Origin of the sequence: Staphylococcus sp. 2S1, assembly GCF_046721335.1 — a bacterium.
Lineage (GTDB): Bacteria > Bacillota > Bacilli > Staphylococcales > Staphylococcaceae > Staphylococcus > Staphylococcus equorum_A.
The window spans coordinates 1560073-1580148 of record NZ_JBEUUJ010000003.1 but is presented as its reverse complement, the minus strand read 5'-3'; the positions used below and the strand labels follow the sequence as shown (position 1 = coordinate 1580148).

General features: G+C 32.9%; 14 protein-coding genes and 8 pseudogenes. 3 read left to right on the top strand and 19 right to left on the bottom strand.

Annotated features, from left to right (window positions below; translation table 11 throughout):
• Positions 1-102 precede the first annotated feature (102 nt).
• The 4 genes and pseudogenes from ABLV90_RS08460 to ABLV90_RS08445 form a co-directional block, all read right to left on the bottom strand.
• Positions 103-1580 (bottom strand): annotated as a pseudogene (locus ABLV90_RS08460) (M17 family metallopeptidase).
• A 189-nt stretch (positions 1581-1769) separates the two neighbouring features.
• The gene (locus ABLV90_RS08455; protein WP_460872871.1) at positions 1770-2978 is read right to left on the bottom strand and encodes an NAD(P)/FAD-dependent oxidoreductase; all 1209 of its coding nucleotides are present in this window, start codon (positions 2976-2978) and stop codon (positions 1770-1772) included.
• 236 nt (positions 2979-3214) lie between these two features.
• Positions 3215-3577: pseudogene (locus ABLV90_RS08450) on the bottom strand (HesB/IscA family protein).
• A 12-nt stretch (positions 3578-3589) separates the two neighbouring features.
• Positions 3590-3826, bottom strand: coding sequence for a YuzB family protein (locus ABLV90_RS08445; protein ID WP_002512218.1), 237 nt, complete (start codon positions 3824-3826; stop codon positions 3590-3592).
• Positions 3827-4280: 454 nt separating this feature from the next.
• Between ABLV90_RS08445 and ABLV90_RS08440 the strand changes: the two are divergent.
• A pseudogene (locus ABLV90_RS08440) lies at positions 4281-5346 on the top strand (NAD(P)/FAD-dependent oxidoreductase).
• 139 nt (positions 5347-5485) lie between these two features.
• On the opposite strand, the gene ABLV90_RS08435 reads toward ABLV90_RS08440, so the two are convergent.
• Positions 5486-5797 carry a YuzD family protein gene (locus ABLV90_RS08435; RefSeq protein WP_460872487.1) on the bottom strand — a complete coding sequence of 104 codons (312 nt, stop codon included), beginning with the start codon at positions 5795-5797 and terminating at the stop codon, positions 5486-5488.
• 106 nt (positions 5798-5903) lie between these two features.
• Between ABLV90_RS08435 and ABLV90_RS08430 the strand changes: the two genes are divergently transcribed.
• Positions 5904-6146 carry a NifU family protein gene (locus ABLV90_RS08430; RefSeq protein ID WP_002483816.1) on the top strand — a complete coding sequence of 81 codons (243 nt, stop codon included), beginning with the start codon at positions 5904-5906 and terminating at the stop codon, positions 6144-6146.
• A 434-nt stretch (positions 6147-6580) separates the two neighbouring features.
• On the opposite strand, the pseudogene dltD reads toward ABLV90_RS08430, so the two are convergent.
• The 8 genes and pseudogenes from dltD to ABLV90_RS08390 all read right to left on the bottom strand — a co-directional run bounded on the left by dltD (position 6581) and on the right by ABLV90_RS08390 (position 13413).
• Positions 6581-7727 (bottom strand): annotated as a pseudogene (gene dltD, locus ABLV90_RS08425) (D-alanyl-lipoteichoic acid biosynthesis protein DltD).
• Entirely contained in the window at positions 7724-7960 is a 237-nt protein-coding gene (gene dltC / locus ABLV90_RS08420; protein WP_427707621.1) for a D-alanine--poly(phosphoribitol) ligase subunit 2, read from the bottom strand. Before dltC ends, dltD begins: the two are co-directional and overlap by 4 nt.
• 18 nt (positions 7961-7978) lie before the next feature.
• A pseudogene (gene dltB, locus ABLV90_RS08415) lies at positions 7979-9194 on the bottom strand (D-alanyl-lipoteichoic acid biosynthesis protein DltB).
• Positions 9194-10655: pseudogene (gene dltA / locus ABLV90_RS08410) on the bottom strand (D-alanine--poly(phosphoribitol) ligase subunit DltA). Before dltA ends, dltB begins: the two co-directional pseudogenes overlap by 1 nt.
• Positions 10656-10669: 14 nt before the next feature.
• Positions 10670-10816 (bottom strand): teichoic acid D-Ala incorporation-associated protein DltX, encoded by a 147-nt coding sequence (locus ABLV90_RS08405; RefSeq protein WP_460872486.1) that lies wholly within the window; start codon positions 10814-10816, stop codon positions 10670-10672.
• 409 nt (positions 10817-11225) lie between these two features.
• Positions 11226-12185, bottom strand: a complete 960-nt coding sequence (locus tag ABLV90_RS08400) for a 2-hydroxyacid dehydrogenase (protein ID WP_069833025.1) — start codon at positions 12183-12185, stop codon at positions 11226-11228.
• Between the two features lie 10 nt (positions 12186-12195).
• Positions 12196-12975, bottom strand: a complete 780-nt coding sequence (locus tag ABLV90_RS08395; protein ID WP_069833024.1) for a TIGR01457 family HAD-type hydrolase — start codon at positions 12973-12975, stop codon at positions 12196-12198.
• Between the two features lie 6 nt (positions 12976-12981).
• Positions 12982-13413 (bottom strand): DUF86 domain-containing protein, encoded by a 432-nt coding sequence (locus ABLV90_RS08390; RefSeq protein ID WP_069833023.1) that lies wholly within the window; start codon positions 13411-13413, stop codon positions 12982-12984.
• Between the two features lie 148 nt (positions 13414-13561).
• Between ABLV90_RS08390 and ABLV90_RS08385 the strand changes: the two genes are divergently transcribed.
• Positions 13562-13828, top strand: a complete 267-nt coding sequence (locus ABLV90_RS08385) for a DUF3055 domain-containing protein (RefSeq protein WP_002508165.1) — start codon at positions 13562-13564, stop codon at positions 13826-13828.
• Between the two features lie 355 nt (positions 13829-14183).
• Here ABLV90_RS08385 and ABLV90_RS08380 read toward each other — a convergent pair whose 3' ends face one another.
• The 6 genes and pseudogenes from ABLV90_RS08380 to ABLV90_RS08355 all read right to left on the bottom strand — a co-directional run bounded on the left by ABLV90_RS08380 (position 14184) and on the right by ABLV90_RS08355 (position 20056).
• Positions 14184-14567: a YutD family protein gene (locus ABLV90_RS08380; RefSeq protein WP_069833022.1), complete on the bottom strand. Its 384-nt coding sequence runs from the start codon at positions 14565-14567 to the stop codon at positions 14184-14186.
• Between the two features lie 166 nt (positions 14568-14733).
• A pseudogene (gene lipA, locus ABLV90_RS08375) lies at positions 14734-15665 on the bottom strand (lipoyl synthase).
• An 81-nt stretch (positions 15666-15746) separates the two neighbouring features.
• On the bottom strand, positions 15747-17066 hold the full coding sequence (locus ABLV90_RS08370; protein ID WP_460872485.1) for a bifunctional metallophosphatase/5'-nucleotidase: 1320 nt from the start codon (positions 17064-17066) through the stop codon (positions 15747-15749).
• Between the two features lie 22 nt (positions 17067-17088).
• Complete coding sequence (locus tag ABLV90_RS08365; RefSeq protein ID WP_069833019.1) at positions 17089-17913, bottom strand: sulfite exporter TauE/SafE family protein; 825 nt, start codon at positions 17911-17913, stop codon at positions 17089-17091.
• A gap of 10 nt (positions 17914-17923) precedes the next feature.
• Positions 17924-18774 (bottom strand): annotated as a pseudogene (locus tag ABLV90_RS08360) (DUF72 domain-containing protein).
• 214 nt (positions 18775-18988) lie between these two features.
• A complete protein-coding gene (locus ABLV90_RS08355) occupies positions 18989-20056 on the bottom strand; it encodes an NAD(P)H-dependent flavin oxidoreductase (RefSeq protein ID WP_460872484.1) in 1068 nt (355 codons plus the stop codon).
• Positions 20057-20076: the final 20 nt, after the last annotated feature.

Sequence of the window (20076 nt, the reverse complement as noted above, 5' to 3'; positions counted from 1 at the left end):
AATGATTGTTGAATGTTCTTTTCATATTATAAATAAAAAAATGGAAAACCCTATAAAATGATTTATGAGTTTTCCATTTTAATAATAACAAAAATATTTAAATTACTTTAATGTACGCAACCATTGAACAATGGTTGGTATTAAATAGCCTGTCGGTCCTTTTGGTCCTTTATGTGTGTTGCTATGAGTTGTTGCGGGGCTGCAATGTCAAAATGTAAATGAGGTGTTTCACCTGCAAAATGATTAATAAATGTAGCGACAAACAAAGCTTTTCCATGACCATTCGTATGATTAACTAAATCTGCGACTTCACTTTTACGGATTAAACTTTGTTCTGTAGCAGTCATTGGTAATTCAAAAACATATTCGTCTACTAATTGTGCTTTAGCCAATATAGCCTCAAGTTGTTGTTCTGCATTATGTTTAAACACTGCGGCTTTATCTTCACCAAGTGCGGCTACAGTTGCGCCAGTTAAAGTTGCAAAATCAAGAATGACTTGCGGTTGAAATTGCTTTGCATAAAATACCGCATCTCCTAATACTAAGCGTCCTTCAGCATCCGTATTTAATACTTCAACAGATTCACCGCTTAACGCTGTATAAACATCGTCAGGTTTCATAGCTATTTCATTCACCATATTTTCAGCGGTCGCAATAACCCCTACAATATTTACTTTAAGTTCTAATTGACGTGCCGCTTCAATCATTGCAATCACATTCGCAGAACCACACATATCATACTTCATTGTTTGCATACCTATTTTAGGTTTAATAGAATAGCCACCAGAATCGTAAGTGATACCTTTACCTACAAGTGCGATAGGCTCAGCATCCGCATTGCCTCCATTATATGTAAGTGTAATAACTCTAGGGCCATGCTTTGAACCCTTACCAACTGCATGTATCAATCCAAATCCTTCACGTTGTACCGTATCGCTATCTTTAATATCGACAGCAACGTCTGTATCTTTAAAGTGGTTTTGAATGCATTCAGCATAATAACCTGGTGTTAATATATTAGGCGGTATATTACTATAATCGCGCGCTAAATTAATCGATGAACCAATAATTAATCCTTGCTTAACAAATGTGTGCACTGTTGAACTTTCTGTATGTATATCTAAGTCAAGTTGATAAGGCGGCATTTTATTCGTTTTATAACCATCAAATTGATACGTTGCTTGTTCACTTTGCTGCCCTAAAATTTCTGCAACCGTATCTATCGTGATTACCTGAGAGCCAAACGTATCAAATAAGAGCGAAGCCTGAGTAATTCTGTCTTTTTTTAAATATTGGAATAAGTTACCAAATACTTTTAAAAAATCACTATAGTTCGTTGTTTTTAAATTGCCTAAACCAACTGTGATGAGTTTTAATTTTTTACCATTTAATGAAAACAGTGTACTAGAAATTGTCCCAACATTTGTATTAATAATTTGATTACGTTTTAGTTCTTCTAATTTTTCAATTATATTTTCATCTTCTACAGTTAACTCGCTAATTTGATTCAAGTGTTCCGGCACACCAACTACTAAAGTTTTATTGTTAATATTAGTATTGCTTTGCATTGTTACTTCCATTGCGCATCCCTCTTTTTAAATTAAATTTTTAATGTGTCATTGTCTAACAATTATTTTATTAAAAATGATACTACAGTTTATATGGCTTAATGCTTTTTCATTTAATAAAAAGACCTATCTATTTACTAGACAGGTCTTTTTAAGTACAGAATCACATAGTGCATGCGCCTGTATTATTTAATTGATATATTAAAATTTACCTTTTTTAAATGCTAAGCCGACACCGCCAAGTTTGTATACTGCACGTGTATCGATAACTTTTTTCATGAATGCAGCTTTTTTACCTTGGATATCTTTACCGTAAACAACGCCTACACCATCATTAGAACCTAATGAACATACAGTACCACGATCAACATATTCAAATTCTTGAGTTGGTTGACCTTCTAAAATATTTTTAATATTTTTAGCAGTTTGTTCACCTTGTTGCATAGCAATTTGTGCAGTTGTTGGTAATGGACGTTCTTCACCAGCTGGGATAAATGCAGAAACATCACCAATTGCAAAGACATCGTCATAACCTTCTATAGTTAAATCTTGTTTAGTAACGATGCGTCCACGTTTAACACCTTCAAATGATTCTTCCATTAATTTGCTACCACGAACACCAGCAGCCCATACAACTGTATTAGCTTCCAATTGTTGCTCTTCATCGTTAACTTTTACTACGAAACCTTTTTCGTTAGTCGCAACGATTGGAGTACCAATTTTGAATTCTACGCCTCTATCTTCTAAGTAACTTACAGCATGGTTAACTAATTCATCAGAGAACATTGGTAACATTTTTGGAGCAGCTTCGACACAAGTTATTTTTACTTTGCCTTGTTCTACACCATATTTATTACATAATTCAGGGATGCGGTCAGTTAATTCACCTAAGAATTCCACACCAGTAAATCCTGCGCCACCAACAATAATAGCTAAATCCTTGTCATCTTTTTGTTTAGAAGATGCATAGTTAGCAAATTTGTCTTCGATATGACGAGATAATTTACGAGCAGTTAAAACGTTTTCAATTTGGAAAGCATGGTCTTTCATGCCTTTGATACCAAATGTTTCAGTTTCGAAACCTAATGATACAACTAAGATATCGTAATCAAAGATACCAGCGTCAGTTTCTACTTTTTTAGCATTGCGGTCGATTTTTGTAACTTCTGCTTTAACAAAGTTAACTTTGTCTTTGTTTACTACACTTTCAACTGGATATAGTAAATCTTCATAGCTAATCGTACCTGCTGAAGCTTCATGTAACCAAGTAGCTTCATAATGGTAATCATTTTTATTAATTAATGTAACTTCAGCTTCATCTGCTGAAATTTGCTTTTGTAATTTTGTAATAGTTTGTAAACCTGCATAACCCGCACCTAAAACTAATACTTTTTTACGATCTTGAGCCATTTCATTCACCTAAGCTTTCATAATTTTTTTGTTGCCATAGTCTTTTGCTATACCCTATATTTTAATTAGTAATTCACAAAAAAGACATTTTTTACCCAATACTAATTTTATAGTTTTTATAGCTTATTTTCAAGCGCTAATGCCCATATTGTTTATTATTTCACATAAACTTATAAAAGGCTATAGTTCACCTTGGATATTATGCGAACTATAGCCTTTAAATTTTAAAAATCAAATTAACAATCTTCTGGAGAACCGAGCAACTTTGGCTGTTCTAAATGAACTACCACAACCGCAAGATGCAACTGCGTTTGGATTATCAATTTGGAAACCGCCACCCATAAGTGACTGTTTGAAATCAATTCTAGTACCATCTAATACAGGTTTGTCATATTTTTCTACAAGTATTTTCAAACCGTGGACTTCCAATACTTCATCGTTGTCACCTGGCTCTGCTTCAGCTGACATGCCATAAGTAAGGCCTGTACAACCGCCACCATTTATTTTAATTTTTAAATAACCATCTGCCATATCATTTTGTTGTAACATGTCTTTTACTTCATATGCTTGCTTGCTTCAGTTATTTCAACTACTGCCATTATAATTACCTCCTAAAAAATCCATGTTTCTTCTATATGTGCGTAAATTTTTTGTAATAAGTCATCTGGCGATTCACCTTCAACGATATCACCATTCACTAGTGCGTACAACCCACTTGAACATAGTCCACAATTTTGTAGACATCCATATTCTAATACGTCTACTTCAGGGTCATTTTCAAGTTGATTATATACGTAGTCCCCGCCTTTCGCTAAATTCGAAATGCAGAACTCAATTATTGGATTCATAATACACCCTCTCATAAATTATCAGTTAAACAATTATAACAAATACTGGACATATTTGACTACATACTAGCTTATAATATCTACACTTTTAAACTGACTTATCGAACAGAATAAGCAGTTGATTATAGATATATAATAACTCTGTTAAACATATTTATTTATCAAATAGATCACGTCAAAACAAGCCGTTATTACTTAAGTTGATGAAATAATAAATTCTGTTTCAAATTAAATGTAATTACAAATAATAAAGTATCTACTTTATTTGTAGAAGTATTCAAAAAGGCTTATAATATATCTAAGTAAGCAGATTATAGAAAATTGGTATATCGATGAAAGACGAAATATGATTTAACCACATTATATTTAATAACTTACATTGACGAGTTTAATATAAAATACATCTCATTTTATCTTATTGCTCAATACAATTTTTACTAGAGGGGTATCACAAATGAAAAACTTAGTATTATTAGGTGGCGGTTATGGAAATATGCGTATTATGTCACATATTTTACCATCTGCACTTCCTGAAAATTATTCGGTCACATTAATTGACCGTATGCCTTACCACTGTTTAAAGCCAGAGTTTTATGAGTTGGCTGCTGGTACTAAATCTGATAAGGATGTTCGTATGAATTTTCCTGATTCTGATCGCATCAACAATGTTTTTGGCGAAATTAATGATATTGATTTAGAAGATCAAATTATTTCCGTTGGCAATACGAAAGTAGATTATGATGAATTAGTAATTGGTTTAGGCTGTGAAGATAAGTATCACAATGTTCCAGGTGCTGAAGAATACACACATAGTATTCAAACGCTATCTAAATCTCGTGAGACATTCCACCATTTAAGTGAATTACCAAATGGTGCCAAAGTAGGTATCGTTGGTGCTTGGATTAAGTGGTATCGAATTAGCAAGTGAATTACGTGAAAGTCGTGAAGATTTAAAAATCTACCTCTATGACAGAGGCGAACGTATTCTACGTCGTTTTCCTGAAAAGTTAAGTCAATATATTGAAAATTGGTTTAAGAAAAATGATGTAACTGTAGTACCAAACTCTGATATTAACCGAGTGGAACCAGGTCGTATCTATAATAATGATGTACCTGAAGAATTAGATTTAATCGTGTGGACAGCGGGTATTCAACCTGTTGAAGTAGTAAGAAACCTTCCAATAGACATTAGTAAAGGTGGCCGTGTTATTTTAAATCAATATCACCAAGTGCCTACCTATAAAAACGTCTATGTGGTAGGTGACTGTGCAGAATTACCACATGCACCAAGTGCACAGCTCGTCGAAGCACAAGGTGATCAAATTGCAGATGTTATGAAATTACAATGGCAAGGCAAAGCACTTCCAGAAAAAATGCCTGAAATTAAAGTTCAAGGTTTCCTTGGCTCACTTGGGGATAAAAAAGGTTTTGCTTATATAATGGACCGAACTGTTACCGGGCGCTTAGCTTCTATTTTAAAATCAGGCGTACTATGGTTATATAAATACCATAACGGTTAAATAGCCCTCTCTTCTCAATTTCACTATTAAGAAAAATAAATTTGGACAATAAAGCGCTTAAGACATTATAATTAAATGTCTCAAGCGCTTTATATTTTTTAAAAACGTAATATTAAATGAAAGACTAAACAGTAAATGATTAATGCGAATCCATAAATTTCGTGATATCTTTTAATTGAACATAACCATCTGATACATATGCTTCATTTATAGTAACTAATGGATAGAATAATTCATCTTCTTGAATGCATTCAATGTACTGTTGATCATGATCTGTTAAGTTCTCAGTATCTTTTTCAATATCAATATATGTGAATTCAAACTGAATATCTGGATACTTCCTTTTTAACAATGGTTGTAACCAATCATAAGTATTGCGTCTTGTTGGTGCATTAACACAACTTGCACAAACAATATCTGCACCATAAACGATTACACTAGCTTTATTCATTTTAACATTCCCCTTTTGTATCGATTGATAGATTTTTCCTTACATTTCTATTATAATAAAAAGATAAGTAGAATATGAAATAACTCACTTGAAAGGAGGCATTTCCATGCCAACTGAAAACGTAACAATGTTTGATCAAGTAGCAGAAGTAATTGAAAAACTGCGTCCCTTCTTACTACGTGATGGCGGTGACTGTTCACTCGTTGATGTAGAAGATGGTATTGTTAAACTACAATTACATGGCGCTTGTGGTACATGCCCTAGTTCAACAATCACTTTAAAAGCAGGTATTGAACGTGCTTTGCATGAAGAAGTACCAGGAGTAATCGAAGTAGAACAAGTATTCTAATTGATATATTCATATATAGATAACATCTAAAGATCAAGTTTCTTTCGAGCACTTTAATTAACTATTTCACTTTTGCAATGCGAATAGTTTCAAAGCATAGACAAGCTAAACGAATAACATCGTTTAGCTTTTTTGTTTTGCTAAAATTACAAGTGCTTTAATATAGATGTATGCTTTGTCATAATATCAATTTTCTGACTGATTATACAATATTACGGACTTTTTTCACCGTGACTCTCTAATAAATGCATCCTAAAAATAGTATAGGGAATACGAAATCAATTTCTGATTCGCATTCCCTATCTCATAATAACTATTTGTCTTTATAAATGGAGAAGTATTTTTTAAAAACTTAATATAAATACATGCTCAGTTTAGACATCTAATCTACTGATTTATCAATTTGGTCGGAGACTTGTTAATAAAGCGCTAAATTATTCTTGTAAGTGTTGATTAATTCTTTCGCTTATATACACCCGACCTTTCCGACCAATATGTACTGCATCACTTACAACATATGGTTCATAATCTTTATCTGACATATCATAAACTTCCCCGCCATGTTCTACAATTGTTTGATTGATTTTTTTATAGATACCTTGTCTTCTGTGTTTATCAATACCAATATAATCATACCACTTACCATTAGATGGTAAGATTATATATTCAACATCAGCACCGACTTCGTTGAGTGTATCTACTAACAATGCTAAATCATTAAACTCAGGCGAGTTAATATTGAACTCATAATCTCTATTTATTTTACGTTTATGGCTTTTTATTAAATCCCAATATTCATCTCTAATACCAAACTCATTTGATTTTGTTCGTGCTTCTCCATATTTTTCTGCTTGCTGTTGAATATCTTTCCATGACTGGCCTTCTTGAGTTACAGGTTTAACTTGCGATAATGGAGAGGAAGTTAACGGAAACATAGCTTTTATTAATTCAATTTTTTTAAATTGATTATCTTTGAAAGATGAAATATAAGCATCATTAACATTTTGGGGTTGTTGAGCTATTTTTTCCAAGTACGACTTATTTTCAGCATCTTTAAACTGTAACAACCTTTTAGCAAATCGTTGTTTAAGTTCAGGGCTTAAATTATTTTGTTTAAACAGTTGATTTAACTGCGCTTTAGAAATACGTGCTTTAAAATTTTCAGAGGTTAAACCATTATTAGTAAACCATTGTGGTGATACAATAAAGGCCATTTTTTTACCTTTAAGATTATCATATTGCGAACCAAGTTCTACTGCGTTAACTAAATCTGTTGAACCACCCGTTCCAATTAAAAATGGTTTGCCAGAAATATTTTTATCATTGTTTATTAATATAGTCTGGGTTAAAAGGATCATCTTTTTCAAGTTCACTCGAACCGTAAATTGAATAATATGCATCAGATTCATACATTTTATCTTGAATTAACGTTCCTTTTAACACTTGATCTGATAATGATATACGTTGTGCTTCTAACGTTTTTGAATTGACCAATCCTGTAAACCAATTCACTGGTATAGCTAAGAAAATCCCAAACAATATAAGACTTACGATAATTGGTATAAATGGCTTTAATTTCATCTTAATTCTTCTAAAACCGTTACAATTTTATTTGGTGTTTCCCATTCGTCTCTATCAAAATCCATGATTGAAACCTCAATATCTAATTTGTTTTGTATTTCTAGTAAAAGCCCGACTGTTTGAAATGAGTCTATTATGCCTTCTTCAAATAACTCAACATCTGGATTCTCTTTAACAATACTATTTTCAGCTACTTCTTCTAATAAATCTAAAACTTGCTCTCTAAATTCCATGAAAATTCCTCCTATTTTTTAAAACAGTTTTCCTGAAAATATCAGAAAACCAAATGTCACAAAATGAAATGTGATAACGATACTTAACATTGTGGTAAATTGATTTTGCCATCGAGGTGGGTGGTTTTTCCGCCACTTTTCATAATAACCGTAGCCAATAAAGAGTGCCGCATGATACAAACCATATAAAATATAATGAAATTCAATACCATGCCACACACCCATGATTAAAAAGTTAAGTGAGAACGCAATATTCGACATCGTAAATTGGCTTTTCAATAATTTTTTCTTTGACATAAAGAATAAGGCCCTCATATATATACAATCTCTAAACCAAAACGATAAAGACATATGCCATCTATTCCAAAAATCCTTAATATTTTTAGCTTTAAAAGGTTGCTTAAAGTTTTGAGGCGTTTGTATGCCATACAAATAACTAAATGCAATTGCAAACAACGAATAGCACTGCAAAATCAAAAAACAAATATAAACTGTAGGCATACATATACAACCATTTTGCAGAAAATCTCGTAAAATCTAACATAAGTGGATTGATTGCATACATTTGGATTAAGTAAGCAATAATATATTTATACAAAAATCCTAGCATTATAAAATGAATTGCTTTAACTAATAGTTCACGATAACGCTCACTATTAGGTACCTTATTATCATCTTTTACAAATCGTTTATATCGATCAATAGGCCCTGATGAAATGGTTGGAAAGAATGAAATAAATTGTATGACTTTCCAACTTTTTATTTCTTTAATTGAGCCGTCACGTATTTCCATCAATAATTGAACACTTTTAAAAGTTACATATGAAATACCTAAAAATCCTATGAACTCTATTACTTTATTTTCGTGAAGTTTCAGCTGTGCAGTTCCAAACCAAGAACTTTGCATCACTTTCACAATAATTAACGGTAATATAGATAATGTGATTACCATAAAAAATTTGTTAAATGTATTATTTTTAGCTCTAGATTTCCAATAATACATAATAATTACGACTTGCCAAATCGTATAAAGCACAAAATTTATAACCTGAACACTTAAATAATCCAGTCCAAATAAATTGTGCTTTTCAGATGAGAAAATAAGTACAATCATTATCGCAGTACTCACACCATTATATATACGACTTCTTTTACCCATAAGACCAAGAATAATGACCGGTATTAATACTATAATTGCTATGAGAAAAAACATAAATGTGCCATATGGAATCATTACATTACATCCTCAGCAATCTTTTTACGATCTAATTTACCATTTACTGTTAGAGGCAATTTATCTTGGAATATAACTTTCCTTGGTATCATATATTCTGGTATATGCTGTTTTAATTCATATTTGATGCCATGAATTGCTTCTTGTTCATTTTCAACACGGTCCGCTTCATTTACTACGATTACCGCATTTAAATGTATGACTTTATTACCTTTGTATATTGGCACTACTATAGCTTCCTTGATACATGCTATTTGGCGTAATTGAAATTCTATTTCTTCTAATTCCATTCTGTAACCATTTAATTTAATTTGAAAATCTATGCGACCATTAATAAACCACTGGTCATCTCTTAATTCTGCCTTGTCACCAGTGTAGTATTGTTTTTTATTATTATTTATTTTAAAAACTTCATTAGAACGCGCCTCATCTTTGACGTATCCTTCGCTTACACACTTTCCAGAAATAACAAGCTCGCCTTTATCTGTAAGTGACAAAAATGTACCTGGTCTTGGCACTCCTACCGGTAAAGGATTATATTGCTTAATTACCGCTTCAGTAATCAATATGCTTGTAACAGCTACAGTTGCTTCTGTAGGACCATATGTGTTGTATATATAAGCAGATGGAAAACGCTGTAATAACATTTCGGCAGTTCTATGCGTCAAAATTTCACCACAAAAGAAAAATTCTTTTAAACTCGTGTATGTTGTCTCAGATAAATTAGGTAGCATTAAACACATCTCCATAAAGGATGGCGTTGAAACCCATATATTTATGTTTGAGTGCTCCGAGCATCTCATTTAATAGTTTAGGTTTATTAATCATCGTTTTATCTACTAAATTTAATGTGCACGCGGTAGCGATACATGGATACACTGCCATTACTGATAAATCAAATGAAAATGGTGCTTGATTCAACCATTGTTGCTTATAACCTAATGCATTAAGGTCAACCATCCATTCAGTGAATTCATTTAAACTTTCGTAGCTTATTTGAACTCCTTTAGGCTCACCTGTTGAGCCAGATGTAAATATCGTATAAGCAATATCCTCACCTACCATTTTAGAATCAAATTGTTTCATGTTTAATGTACTTATTATCATACTGTGATCTATCACATCAATTTTCTTTATATTTATATCATTGTCAGTTGTATTGAATATAAATTGACCTTCTATTTTTTCAATAATGGACTGAATACGATCTTTAGGGATAGATGTATCGAGCGGTACATAACCACAACCTGCTTTAATACTTGCTATCATGCCGACAATCATAAATGGAGACATGTGGCCATATAAAATGAGCGGTCGCTTCGAATCTTTAATAATGTCAGCGAGTATATTTGAATATTGGTTTAATTCACGATACGTCAAACTTTCATTATTATGTTGAATTGCTTTATGATCAGGGTGATTTTGGGCATTTTCAATTAGTGAATGTATAATATCTTTCATGCTTCTCTCCTCTATTAAAATTCATTATAAATAAAGTTGTTATGAGTATCGCCAGTACCATATATGAGATACAACGCTATAAAAATAGCAAAATAAAGCGACGTTATGAGCCAGGGTTTTAACTTATGAAATAATGAATCTTGTTCTATTTTTTTACTCATTGTTCACCTCTTCTGTTTCAATTCAGACTATACTATAATCAAATTATGTAATAAATAAAATTTTATTAACCTAAGCAATTTACATTGCGTTAACATTTTACTAATATATTATACATTTTTTACCACCGCTTGACAATTGAATAAACAAATTTATATATAACAAAAATGTTATATTGAATGACGCATAAAAAGAGAGGAATTAATTTTTATTAAATATTGATATAACAAAATGAGCCTCATTAAAAATTAATGTTCTGTTATTTTATGTATTTAAACTTACGAATGTTCATCGTTTATTAAAAATGAGTATTTATTACCTCATTTTTATAATCAATTCAAATTTGAGCAAAAAAACTGCTAACAAAGTCAATGACTTTGTTAGCAGTTCTGAAAAACATGTAATTTAATTTTATGAAATCGGTGTTTTAGCATTTTTATGACTTAACACTAAGCGTATATTATCGACGCAAAGTTGAATCATACGATTTCTCGTTACTACAGATGCACTACCAATATGCGGTAAGATGACTGCATTTTTCATTGATAACAATGGATGCGTCATTTCAATCGGTTCTTGACGTAAGACATCCAAGCCACATGCGGCAATTTCTCCATCTTGTAAAGCATTGACAAGTGCTTCCTCATCAACAACTGCACCTCGTCCAATGTTAATGAATATTGCATCATTTTTCATCTTTTTAAATGCATCAGTATCAAATTTATTTCTTGTATCTTCAGTAAGTGGTGCTGTACAAATAATAAAATCACTATGCTCAAGCAATGTATCAAACGGCACGTACAAAGCGCCTAACGCTTCTTCAGCGTCTTTATGTCGTGATCTATTGTGATACATAATATTTGCATTGAATCCTTTCAAGCGTCTCGCAAAGGCTTTACCGATATCACCCATGCCGTAGATACCCACCTTAGCATTATATAAATCTTTACCTGCCAAAAGATATGGTCCCCAACTTTGCCATTCACCCTTTTGTACGTATTGTTCCGCTTCAACAATGCGTCTTGCCACGGTCAACATCAAAGTGAAGCCCAGTTCTGCTGTTGTCTCAGTTAACACGCCAGGCGTATTCGTAACAACTATCCCTTTACTTTGTACAAGTTGCACATCTATATTATCAAAACCAACTGCCATATTTGCAATCACTTTCAAATGAGGCGCTGCTTCTATAACTTCTTCGTCAATTTTTTCACTTAAAGTTATAAGACAAGCAGTTGCATCCTTTAAAGAGTCCAAAAATTTATCTCTTGGCATTGGTGTATAAGATTCGTTCCAAACTTCTACATCCGCAAGTGTTTCTAATTGTTCTATAAATGACTTAGGTATTTTTCTACTAACGACTATTTTATTCATACAATCACCCCTACATTTTGAGTTCTTTGATCACTTCATTCAAATCTTTAAACGTATAAGTCGGCGGTATTTCTTTTAGTACGATTTGTTCCTTAGTTGTGACGCCAGTTTGTACATGTATCGTATCAATGCCCACATTAATTCCTGAAAGAATATCCGTATCATATAAATCTCCAACCATAGCTACTTCTGAGCGCTCTAAATCTAAAATTTCTAATGCTTTTTTCATAATAATAGGTTCAGGTTTACCGATAAATGTCGGTTGAACACCTGTAGATACTGTTACAACACTTGTAATAGCTCCGTTACCTGGTAAAAAGCCTCGTTCTTTAGGTATCGATACATCTTGATTCGTTGATATAAATTTTGCACCATTGCGTACGCCTAATGTTGCAGTGGTTAATTTTTCATAAGTCACTGCTTCATCTAATCCAATTACTACGTAATCAACAAACTCATCGTCTTTCAATATTAATCCATGACTAGTGAGTGCTTTTTCAAGGCCGCTACCACCTAACATATAAACAGTAGCACCTGGTGATGCTTCTGAAATGTATTCAGCAGTTGCAAGTGCTGAAGTAACTACTTCATCAGCCTTTGCATCTATACCCATTGTATGTAATTTAGAAGCTACTTCTTCTGGTTCTTTCGTAGAATTGTTCGTTACATATAAGTGTGGAATTTGTTGTTGGTTTAGATATTCTATAAATTGCGTTGCACCATCAATCGTTTCATTACCTTTATACATCGTGCCATCTAAATCAATAAGATAAGCTTTGTAATTTTTCATTAATACTTACTCTCCTTTTTTACCAAAAGCTGTAACTGGCACATCTTCACTTTTTAAAAAATGTATGACTTCTTCAATAAATTGTTGATAATAAGGCACTGCCTCATCAAAAAGTGGTATAAGACTGGCCGTATCAAGTTCATCATAATAGTGGACAAACTGCTTTCTTACATCGACCGTTTCATTGATGTGAACTTGTGTGTCTTTAGAAATCACTTTTTCTAATTCTAAAATATCGATAACATCTTTATAGTTACCTGGGTCTCTTAATATAAAGCCATCAATTACCATATTTCCAATATCTACAGCTGACTCTATAAACATTTGTGCAATACGTTCAAACGCATAGTGATTATCTTTATTTTGAGGATAATCTGTAATTAATTGTTGTAAATAATTTAACTTTGTATTCAATTTTTCTTTATTAACAAAATACATCATCGTCACCCCTATCACTCTAATCATACCATACCTTTGCAGTCGAATTCATTTATCGTTATACTGTGAATTAAGACTTTTTAACCATAGAAAATATATTAACTACTGCATTATATTATAAGTCACACGCTACGAGGAGTGTAATAAAATGATTGATATGTATCTATATGACGACGACGAATCAGCTCAAGTCCAATTTGTCGGTTTTGTAGGCGAACATAGTCGTTACGATTTGATGTTAGTCCAAACCAATCGCCATTTTGGTAAAACTATCGTATTAAATATGCAAACAAATAAATTTGGGATTATCGGCACAGATGATTTAGAAGAAGAAGGTTACATCTCGTACATACTTGGTGTTAATGAAGATGAAGGAAATGAAATCACCGAATATTTAAATGAAGTCATTCAATAGTTATTAACTGTTGGAAAAGTTCATCGTTCTTTTTATATCACTTTTTCATACGAAAGGCCTGATGAAACAATGCGAGCAAGAACTACAGTTCCAATCCGTATTCCTGAACATGAACAATCAACATATTTTAATATAGCGAAAGGGGAGTGGGACAGAAATCTAATTTTTCTAATAAAATTTCGTCGTCCCACCCCGGCACAGCTGACTAGAATTGAAAAAAGCTTGATATAAGCGCATTTTCAATTCAGTCAGCCACTGCCAATATAAAAAAAGGAGGCTAAGACATGTAATATGTCCCAGCCTCCTTTTTAAATTGGGAGTTTTAGGTTACTGCTCCCGTTTTATTAATCAATATTTATTTTTCTGTATCTTGAATACTTGGCTTAATCTTTACATCTTGCAATTTATTTTCTTCAAAATCAGGATCAGCCTCTTCAGTTTCATCTACATGTGCTTTAAGTTCCTGTTCCGGAATACGTCTCAAGATAAAATATGGGCAACCAAAATTACAGTATTCTAATAAATAATCCTGTATTGTCGAAAAACGTTTGCTCAACTCTGCCTTTTTGTTTTTATCAGTATAAAAACCTTTTAATCTTAATTGTTCGTAACCAAAGTCACCTACGATATAATCATACTTATCTAATATGTCAGAATAACGATTTGCGAATGTTTCCTCGTCAAAACATTCTCTATACTCTTCTATGATTTCAAAGTAGTGTTCATTCACTTTTATCATTTCATTCACCTAATCTAAGTATACTATCCATGCATTCAATGAACACCAAACTGCTATAGTCAGTCTCATGTGATGTATATATACTTTATATTTCTAATAAAGACTTAGTCCATAAAGTGAAGCTAAAATAAGCACACTTAACAAATGAACTAAGTCTTTTTCGCTATTAAATCTTTGTATCAGTACCCAATTTTTCTTCACCAATACGATGTCTTTCTTTTGCTGCTTGCATTCACTTGCTCATCTGCATGATATGAACTTCTTACAAGCGGTCCAGCTTGGCAATGTTTGAAACCTTTATCCATCGCAATTTTTCTTAATTTACCAAATTCTAATGGTGTATAGTATTTTTCAACTTTTAAATGTTTACGTGAAGGTTGCAAATATTGACCTATTGTTAAGATATCTACATCATTTGCTCGTAAGTCATCCATTGTTTCATAGATTTCTTCATGTGTTTCACCTAAACCTACCATTAAACTTGATTTAGTCGGAATATCGGGTTGCAACTCTTTTGAGCGTCTTAAGAACTCTAACGTACGATCATACGTTGCTCTTGCACGAACTGTCGGCGTTAATCGGCGGACTGTCTCGATATTGTGATTTAAAATATCTGGTTTTGAAGCCATTAATGTTTCTAATGCTTCAAAATCTCCACCCATATCTGATGGCAAGATTTCTATTGAAGTAAACGGATTACGTTCACGTACCTTACGTACCGTCTCAGCATAAACATTTGAACCGAGCGTCTCTTAAATCATCGCGTGCTACTGCTGTTATAACAACATGTTTTAAGTTCATTAATTCAACAGATTCAGCCACGCGTTCTGGCTCATCTAAATCTAACTCGTTAGGTAATCCTGTCTTAACTGCACAGAAACGACAAGCACGTGTACATACTGCACCTAAAATCATAAATGTAGCAGTACGACGTTCTCCCCAACATTCATGTATATTGGGACACTTTGCCTCTTCACAAACTGTATGCAAATTCTTTTCGCGCATCATTTTCTTCAGTCCAGTGTAGTTCTCATTAGTGTTTAGCTTTATTTTCAGCCAATCTGGTTTACGTAAAATTTCTTCGTTTTTAGTAGCCATATCCGCACAATCCTCCTGAGTTTGAAATCTGTAATCATTATAACGAAATTTTCAATAAATTTAAACGTATATTGTTAGTTTTTAAAATTCTAGTAATTTTTCCTTGAAGATATCTCTTAAAAATTCAGGCATTAAGTAATCTATAGCCTCATCTTTTAACATTGGGAAATAACGGCCGAATGTATACATATCAACCGTTCCTAGAATGTAAGTCGCTTCATCATCAATTTCTTCGCCGTTAATAAAGTAACGTGATTCAGACTCAATAAAACCTAAATTATATAATATATATCCACCAAATATATTACCTCTAAAGCCTAATCCTTGTGCATGCTCATGAATATACTCTTGTTTTTGGCTTTTTATTATAACGTTTTTCAATTCTTGACCACTTAATTTAACTCGTACTGCATTAATTGGATGAGGTAGCATCTGATGAATATCATATTCAGTGACTTGATCAGCAATGACACCTTTAACGATTAATCCGGCATTGATAATCGTACAGTCAGCATTCGTAAATTCAAATATACTTTCAGCAAGCATATACGATGTTTGTGTAATAACATTTGTTCTGCGTGGTAGCTCTATTTGTCGATCGATAATAGGATCACTTAAAAGCGCCTTACCTTCCGCTTCAAAATTTGTCTCAACTTCAGGCAAAGTTTCTACTGGATATATCGTAGCTTCTTTTTTAACGACTTGTTTGTTTTCAATTTCAAGGGTAACTTCACCTAAAAAATTACCGTATTTGCCTGCAGTTGCCATTAATACACCATTATTCATTTCACCATTTTCAAAATAATGATGGGTATGACTACCTAAAATAAGGTCAATTTCAGGAATTTCTTGGCATAACTTTTCATCGAAGAAAACACCAACATGACTCATAATAATTAATAAATCATACTCGCCTTCATTTGCACTAATTTCATCTTTAATGGCTTCTAAAGGATTAGTTACTACCCAATCAAGTGCTCTATAAAAAGGCGTGAATGGTGCAGTAGTCGCAATAAATAAAATGCGTACACCATCTATCACTTTAATTAAAGATGGTGATAGATGATTCGGTAATTGTCCTTGTTCATCAAAAACATTTGCACAAGTCACTTCGAAGTTCGCATCATCATAAAGTGTATTTAAAGCTTCATGTGAAATTGTCATGCCTTCATTATTGCCAATCGTGGCAATATCACATTGTGCCTTATTTAACAATTCAACATTTTTTATACCCATCGTCGCCTCAGTAACTGGCGCAGATAAATCAACATGGTCGCCAATATCTAAATAGAGTGAGGGATGATTTAGTTTCGGTCTATCTTCGGCTAAATATTTTGAAATTCGTGCATATTCATGTAAATGACTATGTATATCATTTGTATGATAAATCGTTAGTTTCATCTATATTTCCCCTCCTCTTACTTTATAGGAATGATTTTATTATTAAGTATATACCCATAATTAACATAAATGTACGTAATAAAAAGACTACTGTATCTGATTTTATGGATTGATTCACTTTCACGCCTAGTTTAGCGCCAAAATAACTTGCAATAATTAGAACAATAGCATACGACCATGCTACATGGCCTTGTACAATGTGTCCTGCTGAACTCATTATACTTGTGAAAAATATCATCATCATACTTGTACCGACTGCCACATGGGGCGGGAACCTAAATACAATAAGCATTAATGGTGTCATTAATGCACCGCCACCAATGCCGAATAATCCAGTTAAAGTACCAATAAATAGCGTCGCAATAAATGCTACTAGCGGCGGTACACTATAATGATATTTTTTACCATTACCATCGACATAACTGCGCTCATATTTGGGTTTATCAAATATTTTAAATGGCTTAATCTTATTTCTTATAATAAGTAAGATGGCTACAATGATTAAGAATATACCGAAATATAAATTAAAGGATTCTAACGTTAAATAGCGACTTAGTAGTGCTCCAATTAAAGAACCAGGCAATAAGCCAAATAAAAATATTGATCCGTTCTTCACATCTACTTGCTTTGTTTTTAAATAACCTAACGTTGAAGTTAAACCCGTAACTATTAAAATAACGGAAGATGTTCCTATAGCGATTTGAGGCGTAATACCTTCTAATAGGTTATTCTCTACCCCAAGATATATTAATGTTGGCACGATAATGATACCGCCACCGATACCCACAATAGAGCCTAAAACTGCTGATAACCCTCCAATTAAAATCAATAATATAATTGTAAACATGTAATCTCTCCTAGAATAATTTTAATTGTTGCGGCGCTAACCCTTGATAATCTATGCCTAATATTTTTTGATAAGTTTTTGCATTTTGAGCAGACATGGCCACCAGAATTATTATTAAAAACAACATAAATGTTTTTAGCTTTGTGTTCTAATACTTTCACTTTATTTACTAAATCTTTTAATTCTTGTTCATTATAATCATATAGATACCTTACATCTCTCCACGCTTCATCGGTCATGTCTTTTTTAGTCCAGCCGTGAACATTTCTCCCATGATACCTAACAAATGCAGTTTCATGCGTAATGCGATTAACTAACGGAATCGAACCTTGACCTGCTTGCGGTTCATCACATACAGAATGAATTATTTGTTGCTTGCGTTAAAAAAGCTAATGTTTCTTCTTTATACGCGTCATTAAACCATGATCGATTACGAAATTCTACACACATAGGAAATGCTTTGAGTTGCTCACGAATATAACGTATATATGTAATATTTTGAACTGTACAATCAAACCATGGTGGAAATTGCACTAATACCATAGCAAGTTTATTTTCGTCTTTTAATGGTTGTAACATCGCTTTAAATTGATCAAATAATGTTTGTCTGGTTTCTGCATAATCATGATAATCAGCATGTAAAGTTAATGCTTGATGTATCTTTACGACAAATTCAAAACGTTCAGGTGTTTCTCTTATCCATTTTCGTATATTTCTTTCAGGTTGAATTGCATAATAAGTAGCATCTAATTCTACTGTCGGGAAATGACTTGCATAGGTCACTAGTTTATCTGTCTTTCGTTGCAAGTCTTCATATAATGAATCATGATCGCCCCAACCTGTTAATCCAATATTTATCATAGTATCACCAATGTAATGATACCATATATGTTTTATTGGATTCACTTGATTAAATTTAATTTACTATAACTTTAAAAAGTAAGAGATTGCTATATAATACAGAGTTCACTTAGCCTATTTTACTCATTCCTATATTATAGAAAAACGATTGCTCATAATGTAAGGATACGAGCAATCGTATAGCGTGAGGCATCTATATTATTGATATAACAATTTAACTATTCAATAGTGCTTTTGATTCATTAATTATACGTTGAATTAACAACGTAGCGGAAACATTTTGAGCAAGTCGTGGACTTTGACCGCTCCATAAGTGTGTCCACTGTGCGTCGCCTTTTTGAGTTGCTTCTTTACGAATCGCACTCGTTAACTGGTTTTGAATTGGATAATCTGGTATATCATCGTCATATTCATCCATTTTATGGATAAAATCATTATCAATACCTCGAGCGAACTTTCCAGTGAATACATTAGTCACAACAGTATCTGTTTCTTTACTTTGTTGTATCATATTTTTATATAGTGATGATGCGCCACTTTCTTCAGTAGTTAAAAATGCAGTTCCCATTTGAACTGCTTCTGCACCTAAAACGATACTTGCAACAAGTCCACGACCATCCATAATACCGCCAGATGCAATAATTGGTATATCAATTGCATCAGCAATCTGAGGGACAAGTGACATCGTTCCAATTAATGGCGTCTGATTACTTCCAGTCACAGTAAACGAACCTCGATGACCCCCTGCTTCACTACCTTGTGCAATAATAGCATCTACCCCTGCACTTTCATTAGCAATCGCTTCATCTACAGAAGTTGCAGTACCCATAATGGTTATATCTCTTTCTTTTAATTTTGCAATCGTTGTTTGATCAGGTATACCGAAAGTAAAAGTAACCACCGGCACGCCTTTTTCAATAACAATATCAATCGCGTGATTAAATTGATGTGTTTCATCCATATTCAATACTGGCTCTTCAAGGTTAAACGCACGCCGATACGGTTTTAACCAAGCATTCATATGCTCTACCTTATCTGGAATATATAATTTCTGACTAGGTACAAACAAATTAACTGCATACGGTAAATCAGTCAGTTGTTGTACATAGGTAATTTCTTTTTCAAGTCTTTCAGGTGTGAAATAACCTGCACCGATACTTCCCAATCCTCCACTATTACTCACAGTTGCTACTAATTCAGGCGTTGTGTTACCTGCCATGCCTGCTTGCAAAATAGGAAATCTAATACCTAAAATCTCAGTAATTCTAGATGATAATTTCATTTAGCACGCCCCTTTTCAAC

Excerpts from the sequence above, each read along its gene's own strand:
- ABLV90_RS08455 (WP_460872871.1), bottom strand. The coding sequence starts at position 2,978 with ATGGCTCAAGATCGTAAAAAAGTATTAGTTTTAGGTGCGGGTTATGCA.
- ABLV90_RS08445 (WP_002512218.1), bottom strand. The coding sequence starts at position 3,826 with ATGAATCCAATAATTGAGTTCTGCATTTCGAATTTAGCGAAAGGCGGG.
- ABLV90_RS08435 (WP_460872487.1), bottom strand. The coding sequence starts at position 5,797 with ATGAATAAAGCTAGTGTAATCGTTTATGGTGCAGATATTGTTTGTGCA.
- ABLV90_RS08430 (WP_002483816.1), top strand. The coding sequence starts at position 5,904 with ATGCCAACTGAAAACGTAACAATGTTTGATCAAGTAGCAGAAGTAATT.
- dltC (WP_427707621.1), bottom strand. The coding sequence starts at position 7,960 with ATGGAATTTAGAGAGCAAGTTTTAGATTTATTAGAAGAAGTAGCTGAA.
- ABLV90_RS08405 (WP_460872486.1), bottom strand. The coding sequence starts at position 10,816 with ATGAGTAAAAAAATAGAACAAGATTCATTATTTCATAAGTTAAAACCC.
- ABLV90_RS08400 (WP_069833025.1), bottom strand. The coding sequence starts at position 12,185 with ATGAATAAAATAGTCGTTAGTAGAAAAATACCTAAGTCATTTATAGAA.
- ABLV90_RS08395 (WP_069833024.1), bottom strand. The coding sequence starts at position 12,975 with ATGAAAAATTACAAAGCTTATCTTATTGATTTAGATGGCACGATGTAT.
- ABLV90_RS08390 (WP_069833023.1), bottom strand. The coding sequence starts at position 13,413 with ATGTATTTTGTTAATAAAGAAAAATTGAATACAAAGTTAAATTATTTA.
- ABLV90_RS08385 (WP_002508165.1), top strand. The coding sequence starts at position 13,562 with ATGATTGATATGTATCTATATGACGACGACGAATCAGCTCAAGTCCAA.
- ABLV90_RS08380 (WP_069833022.1), bottom strand. The coding sequence starts at position 14,567 with ATGATAAAAGTGAATGAACACTACTTTGAAATCATAGAAGAGTATAGA.
- ABLV90_RS08370 (WP_460872485.1), bottom strand. The coding sequence starts at position 17,066 with ATGAAACTAACGATTTATCATACAAATGATATACATAGTCATTTACAT.
- ABLV90_RS08365 (WP_069833019.1), bottom strand. The coding sequence starts at position 17,913 with ATGTTTACAATTATATTATTGATTTTAATTGGAGGGTTATCAGCAGTT.
- ABLV90_RS08355 (WP_460872484.1), bottom strand. The coding sequence starts at position 20,056 with ATGAAATTATCATCTAGAATTACTGAGATTTTAGGTATTAGATTTCCT.